We start from the raw sequence: 24,398 nt of genomic DNA, 5'->3' as shown, positions 1-24,398 counted from the left end.
ACCCGCCGGGCCTGCTTTTCCAAGGCTTTCTCGTGGCGAACGGCCCACGAAACAGAAGCGGCCCCATTGAGGGGCCGCGCTGTGTCTTTGATGACTCAGTGATTCGAATCAGCTCTTCAGAAGCGGGTTGATCTTCTTCTGAAACTCCTCGATCGAAGCCTCGCCCTTGATCTTCTCGCCGTTGATGAAAAAGGTCGGCGTCGAATCGACTTTAAGAATGTCGCTCGCATATTTCTGGTCGGCGGCGATCTTGTCGAGCAACGCCTGGTCCTTGAGGCAGGCCTCGACCTGCTGCTGGCTGAGACCGGCCTGCTTGCCGATCCGCGTCAGCGTCTCCGTCGTGTTCTTCACCACCCAGTCGTTCTGCGAGCGGAACAGCATGTCGGTGACCGCGAAATACTTCTGCGCGTCGTCCTTGGCGATGCAGCGCGTCAGCATCGAGCCCGCGGCGGCTTTGATGTCGAGCGGGAACTCGCGGAAGATGTAGCGGATCTTGCCGGTATCGATGTATTCGGCCTTCAGCTTCGGGAACACGGTGGCGTTGAACGCCGCGCAGTGCGGGCAGGTCATGGAGGCGTATTCGGTGATGGTCACCGCAGCGTCCGCCGGTCCGATCGCCATGTCGGGCAACGATTGAGGCTTGGCGACATCGGCGGCGCTCTGCGCCATCGCGTCCGAGATCAGCCGCAGCGGGGAGAAGCCGGCCAGAGCGGCGAGGCCGGTCAGCGACAGGGCAGCGGTGAAGGCGCGGCGGGTGATGATCAAGGCTCTGCTCCGAAATGGGCGCATCTCGCGCCTGAAACGCTCGTAACTCGGCTTTTCGCTAGCTTGAAACCCACCCGGAGGCAATGCCGGGCGGCAAATGGGGATCAAAGCCTCAGCGTCAATTTCGCTTGATGGCGGCGCCCAGGCGGGCCAGCGCGTCGCGCAGGGCGTCGTCCTCGATCGCGGTCAGGGTCTGCGCGACCTTCGCGACCGTCTTCGGATCGGGCGGCACCGGGCGGCGCTTCACTGGGGGGCGCAACAGCGGCCCCTGGCGCAGCGCCAGCTTGCCGACCGCGTGCCAGCCGAAGAAGCGGTTGACCCGCTCCAGGATCACGTCCGACGAATGCTGGATCTCCAGCGCCATCGGCCCCTCGACGCGCAAAATCAGCGTCGCCGGCTCCTGCGGCTGGCCCTCGACCGGCCGCGGCCATTGCATCTTCAGCGGCTGGGCGTGCTCGGCGATCTCGCGCCCCGCGATCTCCGGCCAGCGCGTCACCAGCTCGCGCGCGGCAAAGCCCTGCTTGGCATAGGCGGCCGTCAGCACGTCGCCCATCATGAGCGACAGCGGTTTTGCGGTGAGGCGGCCGGGCTTTGCCATCGATGCAGGCTTCTCGTGGTCTGCCGCCCGTCCGAGCCGCCTGGGCTCGAAGAAAGCCGTGGATGCCGCAGACGAGACGGCGGTCCAGCGGGCGACGATGGCTCCTGACGTACTAGATTAAGCCAATGGTGTCATCAGCCCTTCCTTCCAAGCGCAAGAGCCGACCAGAGAATCGCGGCTCCGCCGAGCGCCCCGCACAACTGCTCGCCTGGTACGACCGCCACCGCCGGCGGCTGCCGTGGCGCGCGCCGGCCGGGCAGCGCTCCGATCCCTATCGCGTCTGGCTGTCGGAGATCATGCTGCAGCAGACCACGGTGAAGGCGGTCGGGCCGTATTTCGAGAAATTCTTGGCGCGCTGGCCTGATGTCTCGGCGCTCGGCGGCGCCGAGCTCGACGACGTGCTCCGGATGTGGGCCGGCCTCGGCTATTATTCGCGGGCGCGCAACCTGCATGCCTGTGCCGTCACCGTGCTGCGCGAGCATGGCGGCGTGTTCCCGGACACCGAGCAGGGGCTGCGCGCGCTGCCCGGCATCGGTCCGTACACCGCGGCGGCCATTGCCGCGATCGCGTTCGATCGGCTGACCATGCCGGTCGATGGCAACATCGAGCGCGTCGTCTCGCGGCTGTTCGCGGTGGAAGAGGCGATGCCGCAGGCCAAGCCGCAGATCCAGGCGCTGGCAGCGACCCTGCTCGGGCCGTCGCGCGCCGGCGACAGCGCGCAGGCGCTGATGGATCTCGGCGCCACCATCTGCACGCCGAAGAAGCCGGCCTGCGCGCTATGTCCCCTCAACGAGGATTGCGCGGCGCGTGACCGCGGCGACCAGGAGACGTTTCCGCGCAAGGCCGCCAAGAAGACCGGTACGCTCAGGCGCGGCGCCGCCTTCGTCGTCGTCCGAGGCGACGAGTTGCTGGTGCGCTCGCGCCCTGCAAAGGGCCTGCTCGGCGGCATGACCGAGGTTCCCGGCTCGGAATGGCTGGCCGGGCAGGACGATGCCGACGCGCTGGCGCAAGCGCCGGAGCTGGCCGGCGTGAAACGTTGGCACCGCAGGCTCGGCGTCGTCACCCACGTGTTCACGCATTTCCCACTGGAGCTCGTGGTCTATACCGCTAAGGTCCCGGCGCGGACACGCGCACCGGACGGCATGCGCTGGGTGCCGATCGCGACGCTGGACGGCGAGGCGCTGCCCAACGTGATGCGCAAGGTCGTCGCGCATGGGCTTGGAGAGTAAGGCTGCGCCCGTGATAGAGGCTGAAAGGCTGTTCGCGAGCCAACTGACGTAGGGGCAAGAGGGCCAGCCCCGACATTACACGACACGCTTGATGCTGCGCTCGCGCGCGCCGTGCCCACCATTTCGGCGAATTGGGTGCGCTGGATCGTAGCCTACCGCTACGATAACCTCGGGGCATCGCCTGTCGATCATTCACAGCGTTGCCCGGTAAAGTTGTAACCGGAAGAAGGCCATTGTAGGTTCCAACGAGCACCGATAGGTCCCGTCGGCTTCCGCTCGGATCTATTGTCTTGCGCGAGAGAGGATATCGATGAAGGCTGACCCGGATGATCTCAAGGTTCGCGACCTGCTTGATCTTAAATCACAGCAAATGTTGGTCGTTAATCCAGAATATCAGCGCGGAAGCGTGTGGACGGTCTCTCAAAAAAAGAAACTGATCGATTCCGTTCTGCGTGGATATCCAATTCCGCTTATTTATCTGCACCATATTCGACAAGCCGCTGGAAAGCTCGTTAGTGAACGATACGAAGTTATAGACGGGCAGCAACGTATCAACGCCCTGTCAGATTTTTACGAAGGCGCATTTAAACTGTTCGACCCAGAACTCGACGAAGCCGAAGCGCGATTCCCAGATTTCATTAAACGCCAGCAGTGTCCCTGGGGACGACGATCGTTTCATGATCTTGCGGAGGACACAAAATCGCGATTTCTCGATACTCCGCTCCGCATCGTTCGGATCGAAACTCACGACTCCAATGAAGCGCGAGACCTGTTTGTTCGGCTTCAGTCTGGAATGCCATTAAACGCTCAAGAAAAGCGCGATGCGTGGCCGGGCCAATTTACGGATTTTATCCTTCGCCTTGGCGGCAAACCTGGTTTGGCTCGCTACCCTGGGCACGATTTTTTTAACATATTGATGGGCGCACAAAAGGTGCAAGACCGAGGTAAGTTTCGCCAGTTGGCGGCGCAGATCGCTGTGCTCTATTTCAAGAGACGTTTTGATAAAAATGGTTCATTTTGTGACATTAAGGCGGAAGCGGTGGATGACTTCTACTACGAAAATCTTGGTTTTGATTCAGAGTCGGCTGATGCGCGGCGGCTGTTCGAAATTTTTGATAAGCTGACAAAATTGCTGCGCGACCAAAAGCGCTCGAAAATAATTGGACATGAAGCGATCCACCTTGTTCTTTTAGTGGACAGCTTGATGGATGACTACACCCGCGGATGGGAGGGAGAGTTTGCGTCAGCCTTCGACTACTTCCGACATCAATTTGCTCTGGGAAGGCAGACACGAGATGATGCGAGCCCAGGAGAATACTGGCTGCGCTACGGTGTGCACACGCGCGTCAACAGCGATCGTGCTGATGTGATTCAACGCCGCCATGAGTTCTTTTCTGCAAAGATGCGGGAAAAGCTCAATCCCCAACTAAAGGACCCACAACGCCTGTATGGCGCCTTGGAGCGGGAGCTTGTCTATTATCGGGACAAGAAGCGTTGCGCTGTCTGCGGCAACGAGGTGCCGTGGCCCGAGATGGAGATTCATCACGTCGAGGAGCATGGTAAAGGCGGCGGGACCACCCTTGAGAATGGGGCGCTGGTTCACAGGGATAAGTGTCATCCGAAGGGAGCAAGGGCCACTGCTGCCTTTGCAAAGAAATGGGCGGAAGCTCAAGCTCACGGAGCATCTTCGAGTGCTATTGCTGTAACCGACAATGAGCCATTTGACGAAATCGACGATGATAACGGCTTGTCGATAGAAGCTGGTTCGAATTGACACGCTGAAAAGAGGTTCCAGCTTCGACCAAAGGTTCTGCGATCGTCGCCGAGCTAGCTCCTCTACCGACGACGAAACGATCCGAATCCAAAGGTGTTTGGGCATGTCGGCGAGTTACGCGATGGCCGTTCAGGGCTTGGGGGACGACTTTAAGACAGTACGGGCAGAGGCATCGCGTCTAGCTAAAGAGGGCAATTGCTCGTTCTGGTGGGTGCCGGAAGGCGGCGGTTGGCACCGCTTCGTCTTTACTGACGTGGTGGTCGCAATGATGTTCGGTGACTATTTGCGGAAGAGTGTCATCAATCAAGACGAGCATCGTATCAGGCGATTGTGGGTTTCACGCGACGAGATTAGGCTCTTCGCAGAGCACTGCGTCTACATGCGATCCGTATTTGAGTATTACGTGAGGATATTCGCGGAGGGTACCCAGGCTGAATACGCAGCTATGGAAGGCGTCGCGCCTCGGTTTTTTGAAGATTTGGCGCAGCTTTTCAACGAGTTCGCGATCGTGTCCGCTTGCCGTGTTACCGAACCTTGGATTGACAAGTTTGGTAACAAGAACCTCACTGTCGAATTCTTTACGAATATCTTAGGTTTAGGGAGGTTCGAGACGCTGCACGCGCAATTGATTATACTCAAAGCCAGCATGGACGAGCACCGGAGTCGCATCAAGGATGCACGAGACAAATTGGCTGTCCATGCCGACCTAGACACCATCATGTCGGGTAGGCCGATCGGAGGGGCAACGTTGCCGCAGTGGAATCAGTTTTGGAAAGACCTCGGCGAATTCGTCTCGCTTGTCCACCAGAACGCCGAGGGATCACCGTTCGATATTCGAGCAGCCATGGTCCGGGGTGATGCGGAGATGGTGCTGAAAAAATTGCAGACCTGAGCAGTGTCTACAGATAAGGGCCGATACTGATCAAGATGCGAATTGCGGCACCAAATTTACCCTGACGAGGAGTCCGACGAAACGGCTGCATCGTGCAGATCGGCGCCGATCGCATCGACGCGCAGAATGATCCGACCTTGCCCGCGATCCCGATCCGTCGCAAGGATCATATTCCGTTTTTCAGAATTCCTCTTGACTCCAACCCCAAATCAGGTGTCTTATCCGCCCCGTTCCGTCCCGGCAGGAGGGGCGTACGCGTCGTCACGACACGCGGGGCGGGATGCGGTGGCTGCGACGGCGTCGTCAGGACGAGCGACGTCGACCGGTCTCGTACAGCGCTGCGGCGGCTTGCTGGCGTAGTGCGGGTGCGAGGTCTTTCGCGGACGTTGAAATCGTGTGGTCCTGACATCCCGACGCTGATGTCAACTCACGACGAGGCTTCGCTTCGCGCGGGGATGGTGGCCAGAAAGCTCGGCGCACCAGGGAGATCACGTATAAGACGTAAAGCCCATCGCGCAGGGAATGCCGGATGACCGGCTGGACCTGTGGTGACTGCCGCCTGCTTATCTTTCTGCAGGCGGGCCATGGGTTGCGGCCAGCGCCCGGCATTCCCTGCGCCCTCCTCATTTGCGAGGGTCCTTCTCGGCAACACCTCGGGCGCGGCGCGCCGCGAGAGGGTGAGCTCATGTCCTTCATCGGGATGTCTGTCGTCGCATCGCCATCGATCGGCATGGGTCGTGTCCGGATCCGTGCGGGTCGAGCACGCGGCCCGCAGAATGCAGATCGCTCATGACGGCGCACGCGGGCGGCCAGGGGTGGACGGTCCGGACCGGTGCAGATAGGGTCGGATATCATCTGTCAGGGATCACCATGCTCAAGCTCTATGTCGCGCCGGGCACCTGCGCGCTCGCTTCACACATCGCGCTGGCCGAGACCGGCGCCGACTACGTCGCCGAGAAGCTCAGCTTCAAGACCAACCAGCAGAACAGCCCGGACTATCTCGCGATCAATCCCAAGGGGCGCGTTCCGGCGCTGGTGACGGAGCAGGGCGTCCTGACCGAGACGCCGGCGATGCTCGCCTATGTCGCGCAGCGCTTTCCCGAGTCGCGGCTTGCGCCACTCGACGACGTCTTCGCCTTTGCCGAGGTGCAGTCGTTCAACAGCTATCTCTGCTCGACGGTCCACATCGCCCACGCGCACAAGATGCGGGGCTATCGCTGGGCCACCGAAGAGTCCTCCTTCGCCGACATGAAGAAGAAGGTGCCGGAGACGATGGGCGCCTGCTTCGCGCTGATCGAGCAGAAGATGCTGCGCGGCCCGTGGGTGATGGGCGAGCAGTACACGATCTGCGATCCCTATCTGTTCACGATCGCGCAATGGCTCGAAGGCGACGGCGTCGACATCAACGCCTTCCCGAAGGTCGCCGACCATTTTGGCCGCATGTCCGGGCGGCCGGCCGTCAAGAAGGCGCTGGCCGAGCTGGCGGGCTGACGGCCATCCTCGAGGCCATGGCGTCGGAACAGCGCCCGCCAGCATGGCGCATCGGGAGAGCGGAAAAAATAGCCGCGCGAAGCCGGAACCCAGCTCCGGCCATCGACGTTGCAGGAGGCCGTGGCGCGCCTGCGACCGATCTCCTTTTCTGGGACCCCTTGATGTTGCCGGCTGCCGTTTCAGATGACCGTTTGCGCGCGACCGGCACCGAGGGCATCCGCGAGAGACTGAAGGCGGCAACGGCCTCGGCGCACCGCGTGCTGGATGAGGGGCTCGTTCATTTCGATCTCACCACGACGGTTCATTATCGCCGGTTCCTGCAGGCCAGCGCAGCCGCGCTGCTACCGCTGGAGGCGGCGCTCGACCAGGCCGGGGTGGATGATCTGATCCAGGACTGGCCGCAGCGTCGGCGGGCACAGGCGATCGCCGGCGACCTCGCGGATTTCGGTGCCGCGCCGGTTCCGATGGACCTTCCCGCGCCCTCGCTCGACCGTGCGGGCGTATTCGGTACGCTCTACGTACTCGAGGGATCTCGGCTCGGCGCAGCCTATCTGCTGCGCATGGTCGCGGCCTCCGCCGATCCGCGGGTGAGACGCGCGACGCGCTATCTCGGCCATGGCGCGCGGCAGGGCTTGTGGTGCAGCTTCCTGTCGCAACTCGCGCAGGCGCGGACGACGGCCGACGAGGAAGTCAGGATGATCGTGAGTGCGCGCGAAGCGTTCGCGATGTTTGCGAAGGCGATGGCAGCAGCATGAACGAGCCGGTCAACCTCACCAATTGCGATCGCGAGCCTATCCATGTTCCCGGGACGGTTCAGCCGTTTGGCTTCCTGCTGGCGCTGGTGTCGGACTTCACCATATGCATGGCCTCGGAGAACGCGCCGGATTTTCTCGGCGGCGATATCGGCTGGCTGCTGCAGCGGCCGCTCGACGCCGTGCTCTCGGAGGCGGCCGCGGCCGCGATCCGCGCCAGGGTCGACTATCTCAGCGGCCCCGATGCGGTCGAGCGCGTGTTCGGCGTCGATCTGCAGGGCCGTGGCAAGCTTTTCGATCTCGCCATCCACTTTTCCGGTGCGTATCTCGTCGTCGAGGCCGAGCCCAGTCTGATCGAGCCCGGCGTCAATTCCGGCGAACTGGTGCGGTTGATGCTCGGCCGCATCCGCAAGACGACGGGGATGATGGACCTGGCGCAGGAGGCGGCGCGCCAGCTCAAGCTGCTGACCGGCTTCGACCGGGTGATGGTGTATCGGTTTCATCCCGACGGTTCGGGTGAGGTGATCGCCGAGGTCGCGGGCTCCGGCCTGGAGCCGTTCCTCGGGCTGCATTATCCGGCCTCGGACATTCCCAAGCAGGCGCGGCAGCTCTATCAGCGCAACTGGCTGCGGATCATCGCCGACATCAACGCCGCGCCGGCGCCGCTGCTGTCGACGCCGACGCACAATGCCGGACTGCTCGACCTGTCGATGAGCGTGCTGCGCGCGGTCTCCCCCATTCACATCGAGTATCTCCGCAACATGGGCGTCGCCGCGTCGATGTCGGTCTCGATTCTGCGCGAAGGCAAGCTGTGGGGCCTGTTCGCCTGCCATCATTATGCGCCGCATCACCTGTCGTTCGAGAAGCGCACTGCGGCCGAGCTGTTCGGTCAGATGTACTCCTGGCTGCTCGAGGCGCGCGAGCGCGAGACCGACATCGCCTACGAGACGCGCGCGCATCAGATCCAGGAGCGGCTGATCGAGCGCGCGGCCGCGCAGGCCCACAGCAAGCGCGCGATCCTGGAGTTCGTCGCCGACTATCGCCAGATGATCGAGTGCGACGGCATCGCCGTGTGGTCCGATGACGAGATCACGCTCGACGGCGAGACGCCGACCGAAGAGGAGGTGCAGGACCTCATCGGCTTCATCAACCGGACCTCCCCCGGCCGCATCTGCGCCAGCGCCGAGATTGCCAAGGTGTACGCGGCGGGCGAGGCATTTCGCGATCGCGCCGCCGGCTTCCTCGCCATTCCGATCTCGCGCACGCCGCGCGACTGCCTGATCTTCTTCCGCCGCGAGGTGCTGCGCGCGGTCAACTGGGCGGGCGATCCGAACAAGAGCTATGCCGAGGGCCCGAACGGTTCCCGCCTGACGCCGCGCAAGAGCTTCGAGCTGTGGCAGCAGACGGTGGCCGGCCAGTCGAAGCCGTGGACGGCGGCGGATTTGCGCATCGCCGAGAGCCTGCGCGTCACGCTGCTCGAAGTGATCCTGCAACTCTCCGAGCTCGCCGCGCGCGAGCGCCGCGGCGCGCAGGAGCGGCAGGAGCTGATGATCGCCGAGCTCAATCATCGCGTCCGCAACATCCTCAGTCTCGTGCGCGGCCTCGTCGCGCAGAGCAAGGACACGGCGACCTCGGTGGAGGAGTTCGCGTCCGTGCTCGGCGGCCGCATCCAGGCGTTGGCGCGGGCGCACGACCAGATCACCAACCTGAATTGGGCCCCGGTCGCGCTCCGCCATCTGCTCGAATCGGAGGCTGGCGCCTATCTCGGCTCAAGGGCCGGACGGGTGCGCATGGAAGGTCCTGAGGTCGCGCTCGACCCCAAGGCGTTCGCAACGCTCGCGCTCGTCGTGCACGAGATGATGACCAACTCAGCGAAATACGGCGCGCTCGCCGACTCCACAGGACAGGTGCAGGTGATCTGGCGGCTCGATCCCGGGGCGAGCCTGGTCATCGACTGGAAGGAGAGCGGCGGGCCGCCGGTGCAGCCGCCGTCGCGGCGCGGCTTCGGCACCACCATCATCGAGCGTTCGGTGCCGTTCGACCTCAAGGGCGACGCCGAGATCCGCTTCGACCTGCTCGGCGTGCAGGCGCGCTTCGTGATCCCTGCCAATTTCGTCCAGATGGTGCCGGCGATGACGGGGGCACCCTCCAGGCACCAGCGCAAGGAAGAGGACACGCCGCGCCTGTCCGGTACGGTGCTGATCGTCGAGGACAATCTGATCATCGCGATGGGCGCCGAAGTGATTCTGCTCGAGCTGGGAGCGCGGCACATCGACACCGCGGCGTCGGTCAGTCAGGCGCTGAAGTCGATCGAGCGCGCGGTGCCGAGCTTTGCACTGCTCGACATCAACCTCGGCGCGGAAAGCAGCCTGCCTGTCGGGCACCGGCTGAAGGAACTCGGTGTGCCCTTCATGTTCGCGACCGGCTATGGCGAGCGTGCGCCGATTCCGGCGGAGCTGTCCGACATGCCGGTGATTCAGAAGCCGTACACGCGCGAAGTCGTCGAGAAGGCATTGACGAAGATCAAATGAGTCGCACGCGCATCAAGGTCGGCTTTGCGCGTCGCGGTGATTGGCATTCATGATTGCAGTCTTGGGTTTTCTCACATCCGCGTGTTGCACATGAGCGCGACAACGCACGACGGGAGACAGATCATCGACTATTCCCACTGTTGCTGCGACAAAACAGCCCGAAAATATTAGAACGCATCCAAAGGACACCGCTGTTCTAACATTGTTTCGACAAATGGAACCTCCGCAGCCTTATTCCGAACGAAGTCATCGCCGAAACGGCGCAGCGGGGGCGCGTTGAATCGTCGGAGGTCTGATGACGAATCGAACGACGAGTTTGTTGCCGTGCGTTGCTGTCGCCGTGCTGGCGGGAGCGGCTGCGACGACAATCGAGTTTACACCGGCATCGGCTGCAGACGAATGCCTTGCAAAGCCTGCGGGGACGCCGGCGGGGAAGCACTGGTTCTATCGCATCGATCGCGCGACCAAGAAGCAGTGCTGGTATCTGCGCGACGACGATCGCGAAGCGAAGGGCGCGTCGCTGGTCACGCGCAAGCTCGCCTCGCAGAAGGAACGGGCTCAGCTTTCGTCGACCGCGGCAAATGCACGTGCCGAGATCCAATCGTCGTCCAAGGACGCCGCCGATGAGGTGAAGGTCGTGTCCTCGACACCGACCGTGGCGGCGACGTCTGCCTTTCCGTCGGCTGCTGCATTTCCGGCTGCGTCTGCACCGGTCGTCGCGCCGGCGCCCGTGGCGTCAGCGCCGGCGGCGGCTGCGCCCGACCCGGTCGGCGCGGCAGTGAACGAATCTGCTGTTGCGACGCGTTGGCCCGACCAGTCCGGCACGCTGCAGGCAGCGGCGCAGCCCGCCGCGCCCCGCGCGTCCTCCTACACGCTCGCGGCCGCCAGCGACACCAACGCCGCGGAAGCGGCTGCTCCCGCGACGCCGGCGCTGGCCGCTGCGGATGCGTCGCCGGCCGTGACGATCGGCATGTCCGGGGATGATGCGTCCAAGACGCGGATGTTTGCTTTCCTGGGCGCAGTCGCGATCGCGGGCTTCTCGATCAGCGTGCTGTTTGCGCGCGCCCGGAGCAGGCGGCAGCTTCGCATCGAGCCGGTGGCCGCCCGGCGCGTCACGCGTTGGCCGGCGGAGCCCGAGCTCGATCGCATGCACCTGCCGCCGGTGGACAGCTACTATCCGGCGCTGGCGGGACGCCGGGGTAAATCGTCGCAGTCGACAGCGCAGGTCTCGGTCGTGCCGCGCGACGACGCTCGCTACGATGAGCAGTACGAGGTCGAAGACCTGCTGGCGCGCTATTCCGGACAGGAACGCCGGAATTCCTGAGCGTCAGGCGGCGGACATCTCGGAGCGGATCTCGGCGCGCAATTCGTCGATCAGCCTGAGCCCGCCCTTGGTCTCGACATGCCAGAAGGTCCAGCCGTTACAGGCCGGCAAGCCTTGCGCCACCGCGCCGATGCGGTGGATCGAGCCGACCTTGTCACCCAGCATGATGGCCCCATCGGCGCGCACCAGCGCGCCGTGGCGGCGCTTGGAGTCGACGAGCTTGGTGCCGGGCGCGATCATGCCGCGTTCGATCAGCTCCGAGAAGGCGACGCGCGGCGCTTCGCGCGCCGTCATGAACGGTGCGAGCGTTGCCTCCGGCAGCGGCTCGACCGCGGCGATGCGCCGCTCTGCCGCCTTCGCATAGACCTTGTCGCGCTCGAAGCCGATGTAGCGGCGGCCGAGGCGTTTTGCCACGGCTCCGGTCGTGCCGGTGCCGTTGAACGGATCGATCACCAGATCGCCGGGTTTCGAGGATGACAGCAGCACCCGCGCCAGCAGGCCTTCCGGCTTCTGCGTCGGATGGATCTTCTTGCCGTCGCCGTCCTTCAGCCGTTCCTCGCCCGTGCACAGCGGAATCAGCCAGTCCGAGCGCGCCTGGACGTCCTCGTTGGCGGCCTTCAGCACTTCGTAGTTGAACGTGTAGCCCTTCGCCTTCTCGTCCCGCGCGGCCCAGATCATGGTCTCGTGCGCGTTGGTGAAGCGGCGGCCGCGGAAGTTCGGCATCGGGTTGGACTTGCGCCAGACGATGTCGTTGAGGATCCAGAAGCCGAGATCCTGCATGATCGCGCCGACGCGGAAGATGTTGTGATAGGAGCCGATCACCCAGATCGTCGCGCTCGGCTTCATCAGGCGGCGCGCGGCAAGCAGCCAGGCGCGCGTGAAGTCGTCATAGGCGGAGAACGAGGAGAACTTGTCCCAATCGTCGTCGACCGCATCGACCTGCGATTCGTCGGGACGCTTGAGCTCGCCCTTGAGCTGCAGATTGTAGGGAGGATCTGCAAACACCAGGTCGACCGATGCGCCTGGCAGTTTCGACATCTCGGCGACGCAGTCGCCGACGATGATTCGTTGCTCTTCGAGGGTCTGAAATTTAGTGCGGGGCGCCCTTGCAGACGCCCCGCGACGCGACTCTACCATGACTCAAGAACTCTGACTCAGGCGACGCTGTCGGCGACGCGGGACCTAACAACCGACTGCCCACACATTGACCCGGCAAAGTAAAAATGGACTTAACCCGGAAAATTATTCGCATCGATGCGCACGCATTCATCACGCGCACCGGCGACGAATTCCGTTCGTCGATACACGATGGTCTCTGCGCAAGACGCCGATTGCGATGGGTTTTTCGCGCCGGCCGCGCGCGAGCGCAGCCGATCGAGGTTCGGCGCGGGCCAGTTTTTTCGGCGGCGCTAGGCAAAATTTGCCGGCCGGGTTATTGATTAACACAGTGGAAATTTTACCTGTTTGCCGCGTTAGGCATTTCGCGCAGAGCCGCGCAAGAATCGTGAGGAAAGGCCGCCCATGCGTTACGATGATTTCCGTCGCAGCGACGACATCGATGACCGTCGCGACGAAGGCGGCGGGATGGGCGGTGGTATGGGTCTGCCGATCGGCGGCGGCGGGCTGGGCATCGGCACCATCATCGTTCTCGGCCTGATCGGCTACGCCTTCGGCATCGATCCGCGCATCCTGATCGGCGGCGCTGAGATGCTCAGCCACGGCGGCGCACCGACCCAGCAGGCCGATCGGCGCTCGCCCGGCAAGACCGGCGCGCCGAAGGACGAGATGGGCGACATGATCGCCGGCGTGCTCGGCGAGATCGACGACCGCTGGAGCGAGATCTTCCAGGCCAGCGGCCAGAATTACACCGGGCCCAAGATCGTGCTGTTTCGCAACAGCACCAATGGCGGCCGCTGCGGCATGGCGCAGTCGGCGATGGGGCCGTTCTACTGTCCGCCGGACCGGCAGATCTTCCTCGACACCAACTTCTTCCGCGAGGTCGAGACGCGCTTCCGGGGCTGCTCGGGCAGCGCCTGCAAGTTCACCGCGGCCTACATCATTGCGCACGAGGCCGGGCACCACATCCAGAACCTGCTCGGCATCCTGCCGCGCGTGACGCGGATGCAGCAGCAGTCGGACAACAAGGCCGAAGCCAACGCGCTGCAGGTCAAGGTCGAACTGCAGGCCGACTGCCTGTCGGGGGTCTGGGTCAATCGCGAGGCCAAGAAGCGTCCGGGCTTCCTCGAGGAGGGCGACATCGACGCCGCGCTGACGACGGCCTCGGCGATCGGCGACGACACCTTGCAGCGGAAGGCGACCGGACGCGTGGTGCCGGATTCGTTCACCCATGGCTCCGCCGCGCAGCGCAAACGCTGGTTCATGATCGGCTACCAGCAGGGCACGGTGCAGGCCTGCAATACGTTCAGCGCCAGTTCGCTGTAGGGAGACGCGATGATGGCGATCGACGAGAGCAAGAGCTTCATTCCCCTCAACATCGCCGTGCTGACGGTGTCCGACACGCGTTCGCTTGCCGACGACAAGTCCGGTACCACCCTGAGTGACCGCCTGACCGCTGCCGGCCATAGGCTCGCGGCGCGCGAGATCGTCACCGACGACGTCGAGAAGATTCGCGCGGTGGTGAAGTCGTGGATCGCCGATCCCGGCGTCGATGTCGTCATCACCACCGGCGGCACCGGCTTCACCGGCCGTGACGTCACGCCGGAAGCGATCGAGCCGCTGTTCGAGAAGCGCATGGACGGCTTCTCGATCGCCTTCCACATGCTGAGCCACGCCAAGATCGGGACGTCGACGATCCAGAGCCGGGCCACGGCCGGCGTCGCCGGTGCGACCTATATCTTCTGCCTGCCGGGATCACCGGGGGCCTGCCGCGACGGCTGGGACGGCATCCTCGCCCCCCAGCTCGACTACCGCACGCGACCCTGCAACTTCGTCGAGATCATGCCGCGGCTCGGCGAGCATCTGCGCCGGCCCAAGGCGCAGGGCGCGACGGCATAGGGCCACGGCGCGATGCGGCACCGCGCGTCGATCGCGCGTCTCACTTCGTTGGTACGATCTCGAAAGCGCCGCCGCCTTCGATCGCCGCGCCAATGAGGCCGCCCATCATGCTGGCCGCGAAATTCTGGCCGCGCGGTCCCACGACCATCCGGTAGGTCTTGCCAGGCACGGCGGCGAAACGAATGTTCGACGAGCCCGGCGAGGACCATGTCGACACGGTGATCGTGGTGGCGCCGGGCGCAATCGAGCCGCTGTAGCTCTCGCCGCGGCCAAGGCTCGCCACCTTGGCGCCATTGATCTCGATCGCCGCTGGTGCCGCCAGATAGAGGAAGTCCGTCGTGCGCGTAATCGCGACCGTTGCGCGCCCTTTGGGCGCGGCGCGAGCCGCCGTCCCAGCCTCGACCCCAAACAGGCCCGCGAGCGCGACAAGCGCCGCAAGCTTCGATCGCACCATCGATTCCATCACTGCTCCCGCCCTGTTTGGCGGGATAGTACCGGCGCGCGGGAACTTCGCAATCGGCATGCGCAGCCTGTTGTGGCGGTGATCTCGGCCTACCGGCGGTTGCTGCACGAGCCGCCCGGCTACAACTCGAGCCGCCATGTCTCGCCGGTCAGCGGGACGCCGAACATGGCGTGCGGCTCCTCGGCGATCTTGCGAAACCCGGCGCGGGCATAGATGTCGCGCGCGGCGGTGAGAATGCTTTGCGTCCACAGCTCGATCGTCCTGTAGTTCTTCTCGCGGGCGAAGCGGATGCATTGTTCGGTCAGGGCCCGGCCGACGCCGAGACCGCGGGCCTTCTTCTCGACCAGCAGCAGCCGCAGCTTGGCGACCTCATCGCTGCCCTTGACCAGGAAGATCGAGCCGACCGGCTCGCCCGCAAGCTCGGCGATCCAGCAGTGCTCGCGCGCCGGGTCGTAGCTCCTGATGAACTGTGCGCCGATCTCGGCGACCAACGCCTCGAACGAGACGTCCCAACCATATTCCTCGGCGTAGACGGCGCCGTGCCGTGAAACCACCCAGCCGATGTCGCCCGGGCGATGGCTGCGCAGCAGCACTGGGGAGCGGCCCGGCTGCTGCGGCTCCAGGGCGGTCTCGATCGTCGTCATTGCACCGACCAGCCGGTCGCGCACGGATGGCGCCAGCGGCGCCAGCATGGCCGCGATCTCCTTCTGCGAGCTGCGGTCGAGCTTGGCATAGGCCTGCCGGCCTCTTGCGGTCAGGCCGAGCTGCTGCTGCCTGCGATCGGTTGGCAAAGGCGTGCGGGTGATCAGCCCCTGCTCGTCGAAGCTCTGGACGATGCGGCTGAGATAGCCGGCATCGAGGCCGAGCGAGAGACCGATCTCCTTGGCCGAGATGGCGTCGTACTGTGCGAGTTCATAGAGCACACGCGCCTCGGCCAGAGAAAACGGACTGTCGAGCAGATGCTGGTCCAGCGCGCCGAGCTTCCTCGTGTAGAAACGGTTGAACGCGCGGATGGCGGCGACCTGGCCGTCGGCTGGGGCGGAATTCATGGGGCACCTCCAATATTTGCCATTGTCAACCAATTGATTGACTTTGGCAAGTATTGTCGTGCCGCTACACCATCACGATCCGGCTGCGCAGCATCGTCCGCGAGGAACGGCCGAGCTGACGCAGCAGCCGCGTTTCGGCGCGCTTGTGGTCGGGCTTGTATCCGCCGAGCTGTCGGTAGTGATCCCTGGCGATCAGGAGACCCTGGTCGCCGAGCGGCCCGACCAGGACCCGCGCAACCGCGCGCAGCCGGTCGCGCAGGCTGATTGCGGCATAGGGAGATCGGGCATAGCGGAAGACGCCAGCGCGCGGCCGGCCGGTGGTGGCGACGCTCTGGACGAACTGCATGGTTTCATCGATCCAGCCGGGATCGAGCATCGCGCCGGCGGGCAGAAACATCAGCCAGGGCGCACGCGCGCTGGCGGCCCCTGCAGCCAGGGCCGCGGCCTGGGAGCCCTCGAACTTCATGAAGTGGCAGCCGGCGACGTCCGCGACCCGCTCGATCACGCTGGAATCGGGCGAGCGATCGACCAGCAGCACCTCGGTGACGACACCGGCCGCGGCGCCCGGCACCAGCGCGGACAGGGTGGCCACGGCGGTCTGCTCGACACCTTCGGTCGGAATGATCACGCTCAGCATGAAACTGGCATCGCTATCTGTCGCGCCTCCGGCATGACTGTTATCATCTTGTCATAGCCAAATCAGCCCGCTGCGCTGCGGAATTTTGCAGCACGCACCTGGCCGCGCCGTTCGGGGCTGCGCCCGAACGGTGCTATTTCAAGGTGCCGTGTTGCTGAAGCTCGCGCTTGACTGGCTCAGTCGCCTGCCTGCGTCGGCGTGGTGCCGCCGGCGCTGTTCGGCCACACCCAGTCGCGGATCGCCGGCATGTCCTCGCCATGCGCGCGGATGTAGCGGGCATGCTCGATCAGCGCATCGCGGAATTTCTGCTTCACATGGGCCGCCGACACGCTGAGGCCGGGCACGCGTTCGATCGCCTCGATGGCGAGGTGGAAACGGTCGAGCTCGTTGAGCACGACCATGTCGAACGGAGTCGTCGTGGTGCCTTCCTCGATGAAGCCGCGCACATGCATGCCGGCATGGTTGGTGCGGCTGTAGGTGAGGCGATGGATCAGATACGGATAGCCGTGATAGGCGAAGATCACCGGCTTGTTGGTGGTGAACAGGCTGTCGAAGTCGCGGTCGCTGAGGCCATGCGGATGGTCCTGCTTCGGCTGCAGGGTCATGAGGTCGACGACGTTGACCACGCGGATCTTCAGGTCGGGCAATTCCTTGCGCAGCAGGTCGACGGCTGCGAGCGTCTCCAGGGTCGGGACATCTCCGGCGCAGGCCATCACCACGTCGGGCTCCTCGTCGGCGGGCTCGGTGCCGGCCCAAGACCAGATGCCGATGCCGGCGTCGCAATGCGTCGCCGCCTCCTGCATCGACAGCCATTGCGGCGCCGGCTGCTTGCCGGCAACGATGATGTTGATGCGGTCGTAGGTGCGCAGGCAGTGGTCCGCGATCCACAACAGCGTGTTGGCATCCGGCGGGAAGTAGATGCGGACGATGTCCGCCTTCTTGTTGGCGACGAGGTCGACGAAGCCGGGGTCCTGATGGCTGAAGCCGTTATGGTCCTGCCGCCAGACATGCGAGGTCAGGAGATAGTTCAGCGACGCGATCGGGCGCCGCCACGGCAGCTCGCGTGACACCTTCAGCCATTTGGCGTGCTGGTTGAACATCGAATCGACGATGTGGATGAATGCCTCGTAGCAGGAGAACAGGCCGTGGCGGCCGGTGAGCAGATAGCCCTCCAGCCAGCCCTGGCAGAGATGCTCGCTCAGCACCTCCATGACGCGGCCGTCATGGGCGAGGTGGACATCGTAGGGCTCGATGCCTTCCATCCACACCCGCTCGGTGACCTCGAATACGGCATCGAGCCGGTTCGAGGCGGTCTCGTCCGGGCCCATGATGCGGAAGTTGCGTGTCTCTGCATTCAGCGTGATCACGTCGCGCAGGAACTTGCCGAGCTCGCGCGTGGCTTCAGCCATGGTCTGGCCCGGAGAGGACACCTCGACCGCAAAATGCTGGTAGTCTGGGAGCCTGAGCTCGCGCTTGAGCAGGCCGCCATTGGCATGCGGGTTGGCGCCCATGCGCCGCGTGCCCTTCGGCGCCAGCGCCTGCAACTCCGGCACGAGACGGCCCTGGGCGTCGAACAGCGCCTCCGGCTCGTAGCTCTTCAGCCAGGCTTCGAGCAGCGCGAGATGCTCCGGCTTGCCGCGGGGATTGGCGATCGGCACCTGATGGGCGCGCCAGAAGCCTTCGACCTTGAGGCCGTCGACCTCCTTCGGCCCGGTCCAGCCCTTCGGGCTGCGCAGCACGATCATAGGCCAGCGCGGCCGTTGGATCGTTGCATCCGGCTGACGCGCATTCTGCTGGATCGAGCGGATGCTCGCGAGCGCGACATCGAGCGCGTCCGCCATCTGGCGATGCATCGCCTTCGGCTCCGCGCCTTCGACGAACAGCGGCTCGTAACCGTAGCCCTCGAACAGGCATTTGATCTCGGCATCGCCCATGCGGCCGAGCACGGTGGGATTGGCGATCTTGTAGCCGTTGAGATGCAAAATCGGCAGCACCGCGCCGTCATGGGCCGGGTTCAGGAATTTGTTCGAATGCCAGGATGCGGCGAGCGGCCCGGTCTCGGCTTCGCCGTCGCCGACCACGCAAGCCACGATCAGATCGGGGTTGTCGAACGCCGCACCATAGGCGTGGACCAGCGCGTAGCCGAGCTCGCCGCCTTCATGGATCGAGCCCGGCGTCTCGGGCGCGGCATGGCTCGGAATGCCGCCGGGGAAGGAGAACTGCCGGAACAGCTTGCGCAGGCCATCGGCATCGCGCGTGATGTCCGGATAGATCTCGCTGTAGCTGCCTTCGAGATAGGTGTTGGCGACCATGCCGGGGCCGCCATGGCCGGGACCGCACACGTAGATGACGTCGAGATCCTGCGCCTGGATGGCGCGATTGAGATGGGCGTAGATGAAATTCAGTCCGGGCGTCGTCCCCCAGTGGCCGAGCAGGCGCGGCTTGACGTGCTCCGCTTTCAGCGGCTCGCGCAGCAGCGGGTTGTCCAGCAGATAGATCTGCCCGACCGAGAGATAGTTCGCCGCGCGCCAATAGCGATCGAGCAGGTCGAGATCGTCGGCCGTGTTGGTCTGGTGGGAAGACGTGATGTTCATGGAACCTCGCTTGCCGTCCGCTTCGCGCCTGCGGGAAGTGCATTAGAGTAACGCCGCACCATTCCGTTCCAGTGCGCTGCGAAGGATAGAACGGGAATGTGATGGTTGGCCTTCCGTGGCTCCAGAACCGTTCCGAGACGTTGTTCTCTTTTGTTCTTGTATTGTTCTTTTTGTGTGCTATGTCTTGGCCATGAGCCGAGCATCTTCACATGCCCTCAAGCGCCCGCCGGTCCCGGTGCCCTCCGAGCCGGTGGGCGCGCCTTCATCTGGCCCGGAAAACGACTTCCCCGAACTCGCGGTCGCCATCGAACGGGGCCGGCGCCGCGGCCGGGGTGCACAATCCAATGCGAGCGGCCGCTACGAAGCGGAGGCTCGCGTCGTCTTCGACGATGGCTGGCAGAGTCTCGAGGACTTGCCGCCGTTCAAGACCACGGTCGCGACCGATACCTCGCGCAAGGTCATCACCCGCAACGACTCGCCGGACATCGGTTTCGATCGCTCGATCAACCCGTATCGCGGCTGCGAGCACGGCTGTGTCTACTGCTTCGCGCGGCCAACCCATGCGTTTCTCGGGCTGTCGCCTGGTCTCGATTTCGAATCCAAGCTGTTCGTGAAGCCGGATGCGCCCGCGCTCCTGGAAAAGGAGCTCGCGGCCAGCGGTTACGAGCCGCGGATGATCGCGATCGGAACCAACACCGATCCCTATCAGCCGATCGAGCGCGAGCGGAAGATCATGCGCGGCATCCTCGAGGTGCTGGAAAAGGTTGGCCATCCCGTCGGGATCGTGACCAAGTCGGCGCTGGTGATGCGTGATGCCGACATCCTGGCGCGGATGGCCAAGAGGAACCTGGCGAAGGTCGCGATCTCCGTGACCACGCTGGATCCGAAGCTGGCGCGCACCATGGAGCCGCGGGCCTCGACGCCGTCAAAACGGCTGGAGGCGCTGCAGGCGCTGTCCAGGGCCGGCATTCCGACCACGGTGATGGTGGCGCCGGTCATCCCGGCGCTCAACGACAGCGAGATCGAGCGCATCCTCGATGCCGCCGCCCATGCCGGCGTCAAGGAGGCGGCCTATGTGCTGCTGCGCCTTCCGCTGGAGGTGCGCGACCTGTTCCGCGAATGGCTGCTCGAGCATTATCCCGACCGCTACCGCCACGTCTTCACCCTGATCCGCGACATGCGCGGCGGCCGCGATTACGACTCGCAATGGGGCACGCGAATGAAGGGGACAGGCCCGATGGCCTGGATGATCGGCCGCCGCTTCGAGATCGCCTGCGAAAAGCTCGGCCTGAACAAGCGCCGGACCAAGTTGACGACCGATCATTTCGTCCGGCCGAAGGGCGGCGGGCAGCAGTTGAGCTTGTTTTGAGCGCCAAGGCGAACGTTGAATTGGTGCTCGACGTTCGCTAGGTGCTTGCAGCGCGAGTGTCGAGGCGATAATCATCCGGAGCCTGCCACCGGAGACTATCTGCATCTGGCGGTTGCGGTCGAAAACGCAGGAACTACCCAGTGGCTGGAAAGAGGGGCAAGCCGTCGAGCCGCCTGCCTCTACCAGCTCTGCCGGATCAAGACGTGCAGTCGGCGGCTTTGAATAGCGGGGAATTGAGCAGGGTTCCGGGTTGCGCCGTTGCGCCTCGTTTCGCACCATGCCCGCCATGATTCGCGACCAATCGAAAAAGCCGGGCAGGACGAAAGCGGCCAGCGCGGCTGCGACGAAAGTCGCTGCGGCAAGGGCGGCGACCAAGACTCCCGCCAAGCTCGGCAAGGGCGTCATCGCGGTGGCGCCGCCGAGCTTCCGGCGGGAGCGCGCGCTGCTCAAGCAGGGCATCTGGCCGGTCGCCGGTTGCGACGAGGCGGGACGGGGGCCGCTGGCCGGTCCGGTGGTCGCCGCGGCCGTGATTCTCGATCCCGCGCGCATCCCGAAAGGCCTCGATGACTCCAAGCGGCTGAGCGCGGAGCAGCGCGAGGCGCTGTTCGACAAGATCTGCAAGACGTCGGCGTTCGCAGTGGCTGTCGCCTCGCCGGCGCGAATCGATCGCGACAACATCCTGCGGGCCTCGCTGTGGGCGCTGTCGCGCGCCGTGAGGGCGCTGCCCGAGGCGCCGAAGCACGTCTTCGTCGACGGCCGCGACCGCATCGACGTCGATTGCGGCTGCGAGGCGGTGATCGGCGGCGATGGCCTGGTGATGTCGATTGCCGCCGCCTCGATCGTCGCCAAGGTCACGCGCGACCGGCTGATGTGCGCACTGGCGCAGGATTGCCCCGGCTACGGCTTCGAGCAGCACAAGGGGTATGCCGTGCCGGAGCACCTCGCTGCGCTGGACCGGCTCGGACCGTCGGTGCATCACCGCAGCCTGTTCGCACCCGTCGTGGCCGCCCGGCGCAAGCATCAGCCGTGGACCGACGTCCCGGAGCCGGATTTGTTTGCCGAGGTGACCGTGGCGACATCCACCGAAATCTCGCTCGGGGTCTGATGCAGGTTGCCTCGCGGTCGCCGCGGTCTTAATAGTTTTGGTCAGCCAGCCAGCACGAAGTGTCACTCCTCGCAGCAGGGGCGGTGTTGTGCGCCCCGATCGTGCGGTATCGATTGCGGGCGTCGGACAGCGAGGCTGCTGCGGATGAGCGACGGTCCTGCCGGCCTCCTCGACGTCCTCAGCGATTCAGCCAAGCGATCCAGCCGTTCATGCGTTTCACGTCCCTGGTTGTCGAACTGATCCGCGCAAGGCCGCGGCTGGTCGTCGTCATCGTGGTGCTGTGCCAGGCCCTGATGTGGCTCGGCGTGGCCATGCTGTTCTATCGCAGCCCGCCCGGCCAGCTTGCCACCACCATCGCGTTCGGACGCGAGTACCAGGTCGGCACCGATCTCGGGCCGCCGCTGTCGTTCTGGCTGTCCGACGTCGCCTATCGCCTTGCCGGCAATCATCTGCTCGGCGTCTACGTGCTGGCCGTGCTGTGCTCGGCGCTCAGTCTGTGGGTGATGTATCTCCTGGCGGCGGCGATCGTCGGCGGCCAGCAGGCGGTGCTTGCCGTGCTGCTGACCATGACCATCACCGCGTTCGGTGCGCCCACGCTGGAATTCGGTCCGGAGGTGCTGGCGCGTCCGCTCTGGGCGCTGCTGCTGCTCCATAGCTGGCGGATTCTCGGCGAGGGCCGGCGCAACGCCTGGTTTGCCTGGTCGATCGAGGCCGGCCTGCTGCTGCTGACCACGCCGGCCGCCACCGGCCTGCTGCTGCTGATCGCGGGCTTCGTGGTCTCGACTGCGCAGGGCCGCCGCGTGCTGCGCTCGTTCGATCCGCTGTTCGCGCTGCTCGTGGTGGTGGCGCTGGCGCTGCCTTATCTCATTTTCGTGCTGCGCTCCGACAGTGTCGGCTTACCAGCGCTGCCCGTTCTCGCCGAACTCTCGGTGCGCGCCTGGCATTGGCTCGCGCTGGCGGGGGGGCTGCTGCTGGCGATCTCGGCCGTGCTGCTGCTGGTGCTGCTCGACGCCGGCTGGATCAATCGCGGCGAGACCGATGCGCCGATCATCTATCGCCGCTCGGTGCCGCCGCTCGCGCGCGACTTCGTCTATTGCTTCGCGATTGCACCGGCGCTGGCCGGCAGTCTGATCGCCGGCCTGTTCGGCCTCTCGACCGTGTTCGGCGGCACTGCCGTGACCCTGACCATGGTCGGCCTTGCCCTGGTGGTCGCGTCGGGTGATCTGATCTATCTGCGTCGGCAGCGGCTGCTGCGCCTGGTCTGGGCGGTCGCGATCGCCGCGCCCGCCATCCTCGCGGCGGGCAGCGCCGTGGTGCTGCCGCTGCTCGGCGACCGCGAGGTCGCGACGGCGATGCCGGCCCGCGACATCTCCCGTTTCTTCGTCGAGAGTTTTGAGCGCCGTACCAACCAGCCGCTGCAGGCGGTCGCCGGCGATCCGCAGCTCGCCAGCCTGGTCGCGCTCGGCCGCCGCCGCGCGCATCTGTTCCTCGATGCCACCCCGCAGCGGACCCCCTGGGTCACGCCGGCCAAATTCGCCGAGAGCGGCGGCGTCGTGGTATGGCGCGCCTCCGACACGGTCGGCACCCCACCGCCGGAGATCGCCCAGCGCTTTCCTGGGCTGGTGCCGGAGGTGCCGCGCAGCTTCGACTGGCTGATCAATGGCCGCCAGCCGGTGCTGCGCATCGGCTGGGCCATCGTGCGGCCGAAGGGACCGTAGCGCTTTCCATAAGCCGTCATTGCGAGGAGCGAAGCGACGAAGCAATCCAGAGGCTTGGGCGGGATTCTGGATTGCTTCGCTTCGCTCGCAATGACGCGGAGAGAGTTCGGCTCAGACCGCCATCACCTTCGCGATCGCGCGCAGGTCCTGCCAGGACAGCCGCTTGTAGGACGGCGAGCGCAACAGATAGGCCGGGTGGAAGGTGGCGATCGCGCGGATGGTGCGCTTGCCGGTGTCGTAGTCGCGCCATTTGCCGCGCGTGCGCATGATGCCCTCGGTGGTGCCGAGCAGCGCCTGCGTCGACGGGTTGCCGAGCGTCACCAGCACGTCCGGATCGACCAGCTCGATCTGGCGGCGGATGAACGGCAGGCAGATCTGCGTCTCCTGCGGCGTCGGCGTACGGTTGCCGGGCGGCCGCCAGGGAATGACGTTGGCGATGTAGACCTTGCTGCGGTCGAGCCCGATCGCGGCGATCATGCGGTCGAGCAGCTTGCCGGAGCGGCCGACGAATGGCAGGCCCTCGATGTCCTCGTCGCGGCCGGGCGCCTCGCCGACCAGCATGATGCGCGCCTGCGGATTGCCGTCGGCGAATACCAGTCGCGATGCCGTCTGCTTCAGTGCGCAACCGTCGAAAGTCTCCAGGAGCTCGCGCAGCGCCTCCAGGGTCGGCGCTGTCAGCGCCGCCTCGCGGGCCGAGGCGACGGCCGCTTCCGGCGGAGGCGGCGGTTCGCCGCGCGGCGCAATGATCGCCGGCGCGGATAGCCGGCCGGCTTGCGGCGCCGCCGCCGGACGGGCGGCAGGAGCGGCAGGGGATGCGGCCTCAGGCTCCACCAGCCGGTTGATCGGCTCGTCGGCCAAGGCGCAATCGACCCCGGCCTCCAGATAGAAGGCGAGCAGTTGGCGGACGTCGGGGAGGGGCTCGGGGGTCATCATGATCGATCGTGGCAACAATGTACGCCGCCTCGGCGCATGGCGGAATGCATTTCGGTGGTTGTCCTGCCCCGAAAAATCGGAAACAAGAGCTTAGAATAACCCAAAAAAGGGACGGAACGCCCTAGTGTTCCGGCGCCAGCGTTCGCTCCCCCTCAGGAC

General features: G+C 64.9%; 20 protein-coding genes. 12 read left to right on the top strand and 8 right to left on the bottom strand.

Features of this window, described 5'->3' with window-relative positions; genetic code table 11:
* Window positions 1-108 precede the first annotated feature (108 nt).
* A complete protein-coding gene (locus QW863_RS21145) occupies window positions 109-765 on the bottom strand; it encodes a DsbA family protein (protein ID WP_315717267.1) in 657 nt (218 codons plus the stop codon).
* A 118-nt stretch (window positions 766-883) separates the two neighbouring features.
* Window positions 884-1,363 carry a DUF721 domain-containing protein gene (locus QW863_RS21140; RefSeq protein WP_315717265.1) on the bottom strand — a complete coding sequence of 160 codons (480 nt, stop codon included), beginning with the start codon at window positions 1,361-1,363 and terminating at the stop codon, window positions 884-886.
* 125 nt (window positions 1,364-1,488) lie between these two features.
* Here QW863_RS21140 and mutY point away from each other — a divergent pair, with 125 nt between their 5' ends.
* The 7 genes from mutY (at window position 1,489) to QW863_RS21105 (ending at window position 11,356) form a co-directional block, all read left to right on the top strand.
* Window positions 1,489-2,592 carry an A/G-specific adenine glycosylase gene (gene mutY, locus QW863_RS21135; protein ID WP_315717264.1) on the top strand — a complete coding sequence of 368 codons (1,104 nt, stop codon included), beginning with the start codon at window positions 1,489-1,491 and terminating at the stop codon, window positions 2,590-2,592.
* A gap of 310 nt (window positions 2,593-2,902) precedes the next feature.
* A complete protein-coding gene (locus QW863_RS21130) occupies window positions 2,903-4,366 on the top strand; it encodes a DUF262 domain-containing protein (RefSeq protein WP_315717263.1) in 1,464 nt (487 codons plus the stop codon).
* Window positions 4,367-4,469: 103 nt separating this feature from the next.
* On the top strand, window positions 4,470-5,258 hold the full coding sequence (locus tag QW863_RS21125; protein WP_315717262.1) for a hypothetical protein: 789 nt from the start codon (window positions 4,470-4,472) through the stop codon (window positions 5,256-5,258).
* 870 nt (window positions 5,259-6,128) lie between these two features.
* Window positions 6,129-6,749: a glutathione S-transferase family protein gene (locus QW863_RS21120; RefSeq protein ID WP_315717261.1), complete on the top strand. Its 621-nt coding sequence runs from the start codon at window positions 6,129-6,131 to the stop codon at window positions 6,747-6,749.
* 161 nt (window positions 6,750-6,910) lie between these two features.
* Window positions 6,911-7,504, top strand: coding sequence for a biliverdin-producing heme oxygenase (locus QW863_RS21115; protein ID WP_315717260.1), 594 nt, complete (start codon window positions 6,911-6,913; stop codon window positions 7,502-7,504).
* Entirely contained in the window at window positions 7,501-10,032 is a 2,532-nt protein-coding gene (locus tag QW863_RS21110) for an HWE histidine kinase domain-containing protein (RefSeq protein ID WP_315717259.1), read from the top strand. The genes QW863_RS21115 and QW863_RS21110 overlap by 4 nt, the downstream gene beginning before the upstream one ends.
* 295 nt (window positions 10,033-10,327) lie before the next feature.
* A complete protein-coding gene (locus tag QW863_RS21105; RefSeq protein WP_315717258.1) occupies window positions 10,328-11,356 on the top strand; it encodes a hypothetical protein in 1,029 nt (342 codons plus the stop codon).
* A 3-nt stretch (window positions 11,357-11,359) separates the two neighbouring features.
* Here the strand turns inward: QW863_RS21105 and QW863_RS21100 are convergent, their stop codons facing one another.
* The gene (locus QW863_RS21100; protein WP_315717257.1) at window positions 11,360-12,493 is read right to left on the bottom strand and encodes a site-specific DNA-methyltransferase; all 1,134 of its coding nucleotides are present in this window, start codon (window positions 12,491-12,493) and stop codon (window positions 11,360-11,362) included.
* A 384-nt stretch (window positions 12,494-12,877) separates the two neighbouring features.
* On the opposite strand from QW863_RS21100, the gene QW863_RS21095 reads away from it, so the two are divergent.
* Together QW863_RS21095 and moaB are read left to right on the top strand one after the other, a co-directional pair.
* Window positions 12,878-13,798, top strand: a complete 921-nt coding sequence (locus QW863_RS21095) for a neutral zinc metallopeptidase (protein WP_315717256.1) — start codon at window positions 12,878-12,880, stop codon at window positions 13,796-13,798.
* A 9-nt stretch (window positions 13,799-13,807) separates the two neighbouring features.
* The gene (gene moaB / locus QW863_RS21090; protein ID WP_315717255.1) at window positions 13,808-14,371 is read left to right on the top strand and encodes a molybdenum cofactor biosynthesis protein B; all 564 of its coding nucleotides are present in this window, start codon (window positions 13,808-13,810) and stop codon (window positions 14,369-14,371) included.
* A 40-nt stretch (window positions 14,372-14,411) separates the two neighbouring features.
* Here moaB and QW863_RS21085 read toward each other — a convergent pair whose 3' ends face one another.
* The 4 genes from QW863_RS21085 to QW863_RS21070 all read right to left on the bottom strand — a co-directional run bounded on the left by QW863_RS21085 (window position 14,412) and on the right by QW863_RS21070 (window position 19,114).
* Window positions 14,412-14,834: a hypothetical protein gene (locus tag QW863_RS21085; RefSeq protein ID WP_315717254.1), complete on the bottom strand. Its 423-nt coding sequence runs from the start codon at window positions 14,832-14,834 to the stop codon at window positions 14,412-14,414.
* A 119-nt stretch (window positions 14,835-14,953) separates the two neighbouring features.
* Window positions 14,954-15,883, bottom strand: a complete 930-nt coding sequence (locus QW863_RS21080; protein WP_315717253.1) for a helix-turn-helix domain-containing GNAT family N-acetyltransferase — start codon at window positions 15,881-15,883, stop codon at window positions 14,954-14,956.
* Between the two features lie 64 nt (window positions 15,884-15,947).
* The gene (locus QW863_RS21075) at window positions 15,948-16,520 is read right to left on the bottom strand and encodes a glycosyl transferase (RefSeq protein ID WP_315717252.1); all 573 of its coding nucleotides are present in this window, start codon (window positions 16,518-16,520) and stop codon (window positions 15,948-15,950) included.
* 176 nt (window positions 16,521-16,696) lie between these two features.
* Window positions 16,697-19,114, bottom strand: coding sequence for a phosphoketolase family protein (locus tag QW863_RS21070; protein WP_315717251.1), 2,418 nt, complete (start codon window positions 19,112-19,114; stop codon window positions 16,697-16,699).
* Between the two features lie 190 nt (window positions 19,115-19,304).
* Here QW863_RS21070 and QW863_RS21065 point away from each other — a divergent pair, with 190 nt between their 5' ends.
* The 3 genes from QW863_RS21065 to QW863_RS21055 all read left to right on the top strand — a co-directional run bounded on the left by QW863_RS21065 (window position 19,305) and on the right by QW863_RS21055 (window position 23,306).
* Entirely contained in the window at window positions 19,305-20,483 is a 1,179-nt protein-coding gene (locus QW863_RS21065; protein ID WP_315717250.1) for a PA0069 family radical SAM protein, read from the top strand.
* Window positions 20,484-20,760: 277 nt separating this feature from the next.
* Window positions 20,761-21,588 carry a ribonuclease HII gene (locus QW863_RS21060; RefSeq protein WP_315717249.1) on the top strand — a complete coding sequence of 276 codons (828 nt, stop codon included), beginning with the start codon at window positions 20,761-20,763 and terminating at the stop codon, window positions 21,586-21,588.
* A 209-nt stretch (window positions 21,589-21,797) separates the two neighbouring features.
* On the top strand, window positions 21,798-23,306 hold the full coding sequence (locus QW863_RS21055) for a glycosyltransferase family 39 protein (RefSeq protein WP_315717248.1): 1,509 nt from the start codon (window positions 21,798-21,800) through the stop codon (window positions 23,304-23,306).
* A 111-nt stretch (window positions 23,307-23,417) separates the two neighbouring features.
* Here QW863_RS21055 and QW863_RS21050 read toward each other — a convergent pair whose 3' ends face one another.
* Entirely contained in the window at window positions 23,418-24,236 is an 819-nt protein-coding gene (locus QW863_RS21050; protein ID WP_315717247.1) for a uracil-DNA glycosylase, read from the bottom strand.
* Window positions 24,237-24,398 lie beyond the last annotated feature (162 nt).

Source organism: Bradyrhizobium sp. SZCCHNR1017 (assembly GCF_032381375.1).
Classification (GTDB): domain Bacteria; phylum Pseudomonadota; class Alphaproteobacteria; order Rhizobiales; family Xanthobacteraceae; genus Bradyrhizobium.
The sequence above is the reverse complement of the archived record's forward strand: the minus strand, read 5'-3'. Positions and strand labels throughout refer to the sequence as shown.

Bases quoted from the DNA above. Each gene is read 5' to 3' on its own strand.
- QW863_RS21140 (WP_315717265.1), bottom strand. From the start codon at position 1,363: ATGGCAAAGCCCGGCCGCCTCACCGCAAAACCGCTGTCGCTCATGATG.
- mutY (WP_315717264.1), top strand. From the start codon at position 1,489: ATGGTGTCATCAGCCCTTCCTTCCAAGCGCAAGAGCCGACCAGAGAAT.
- QW863_RS21130 (WP_315717263.1), top strand. From the start codon at position 2,903: ATGAAGGCTGACCCGGATGATCTCAAGGTTCGCGACCTGCTTGATCTT.
- QW863_RS21125 (WP_315717262.1), top strand. From the start codon at position 4,470: ATGTCGGCGAGTTACGCGATGGCCGTTCAGGGCTTGGGGGACGACTTT.
- QW863_RS21120 (WP_315717261.1), top strand. From the start codon at position 6,129: ATGCTCAAGCTCTATGTCGCGCCGGGCACCTGCGCGCTCGCTTCACAC.
- QW863_RS21115 (WP_315717260.1), top strand. From the start codon at position 6,911: ATGTTGCCGGCTGCCGTTTCAGATGACCGTTTGCGCGCGACCGGCACC.
- QW863_RS21110 (WP_315717259.1), top strand. From the start codon at position 7,501: ATGAACGAGCCGGTCAACCTCACCAATTGCGATCGCGAGCCTATCCAT.
- QW863_RS21105 (WP_315717258.1), top strand. From the start codon at position 10,328: ATGACGAATCGAACGACGAGTTTGTTGCCGTGCGTTGCTGTCGCCGTG.
- QW863_RS21100 (WP_315717257.1), bottom strand. From the start codon at position 12,493: ATGGTAGAGTCGCGTCGCGGGGCGTCTGCAAGGGCGCCCCGCACTAAA.
- QW863_RS21095 (WP_315717256.1), top strand. From the start codon at position 12,878: ATGCGTTACGATGATTTCCGTCGCAGCGACGACATCGATGACCGTCGC.
- moaB (WP_315717255.1), top strand. From the start codon at position 13,808: ATGATGGCGATCGACGAGAGCAAGAGCTTCATTCCCCTCAACATCGCC.
- QW863_RS21085 (WP_315717254.1), bottom strand. From the start codon at position 14,834: ATGGAATCGATGGTGCGATCGAAGCTTGCGGCGCTTGTCGCGCTCGCG.
- QW863_RS21080 (WP_315717253.1), bottom strand. From the start codon at position 15,883: ATGAATTCCGCCCCAGCCGACGGCCAGGTCGCCGCCATCCGCGCGTTC.
- QW863_RS21075 (WP_315717252.1), bottom strand. From the start codon at position 16,520: ATGCTGAGCGTGATCATTCCGACCGAAGGTGTCGAGCAGACCGCCGTG.
- QW863_RS21070 (WP_315717251.1), bottom strand. From the start codon at position 19,114: ATGAACATCACGTCTTCCCACCAGACCAACACGGCCGACGATCTCGAC.
- QW863_RS21065 (WP_315717250.1), top strand. From the start codon at position 19,305: ATGAGCCGAGCATCTTCACATGCCCTCAAGCGCCCGCCGGTCCCGGTG.
- QW863_RS21060 (WP_315717249.1), top strand. From the start codon at position 20,761: ATGCCCGCCATGATTCGCGACCAATCGAAAAAGCCGGGCAGGACGAAA.
- QW863_RS21055 (WP_315717248.1), top strand. From the start codon at position 21,798: ATGCGTTTCACGTCCCTGGTTGTCGAACTGATCCGCGCAAGGCCGCGG.
- QW863_RS21050 (WP_315717247.1), bottom strand. From the start codon at position 24,236: ATGACCCCCGAGCCCCTCCCCGACGTCCGCCAACTGCTCGCCTTCTAT.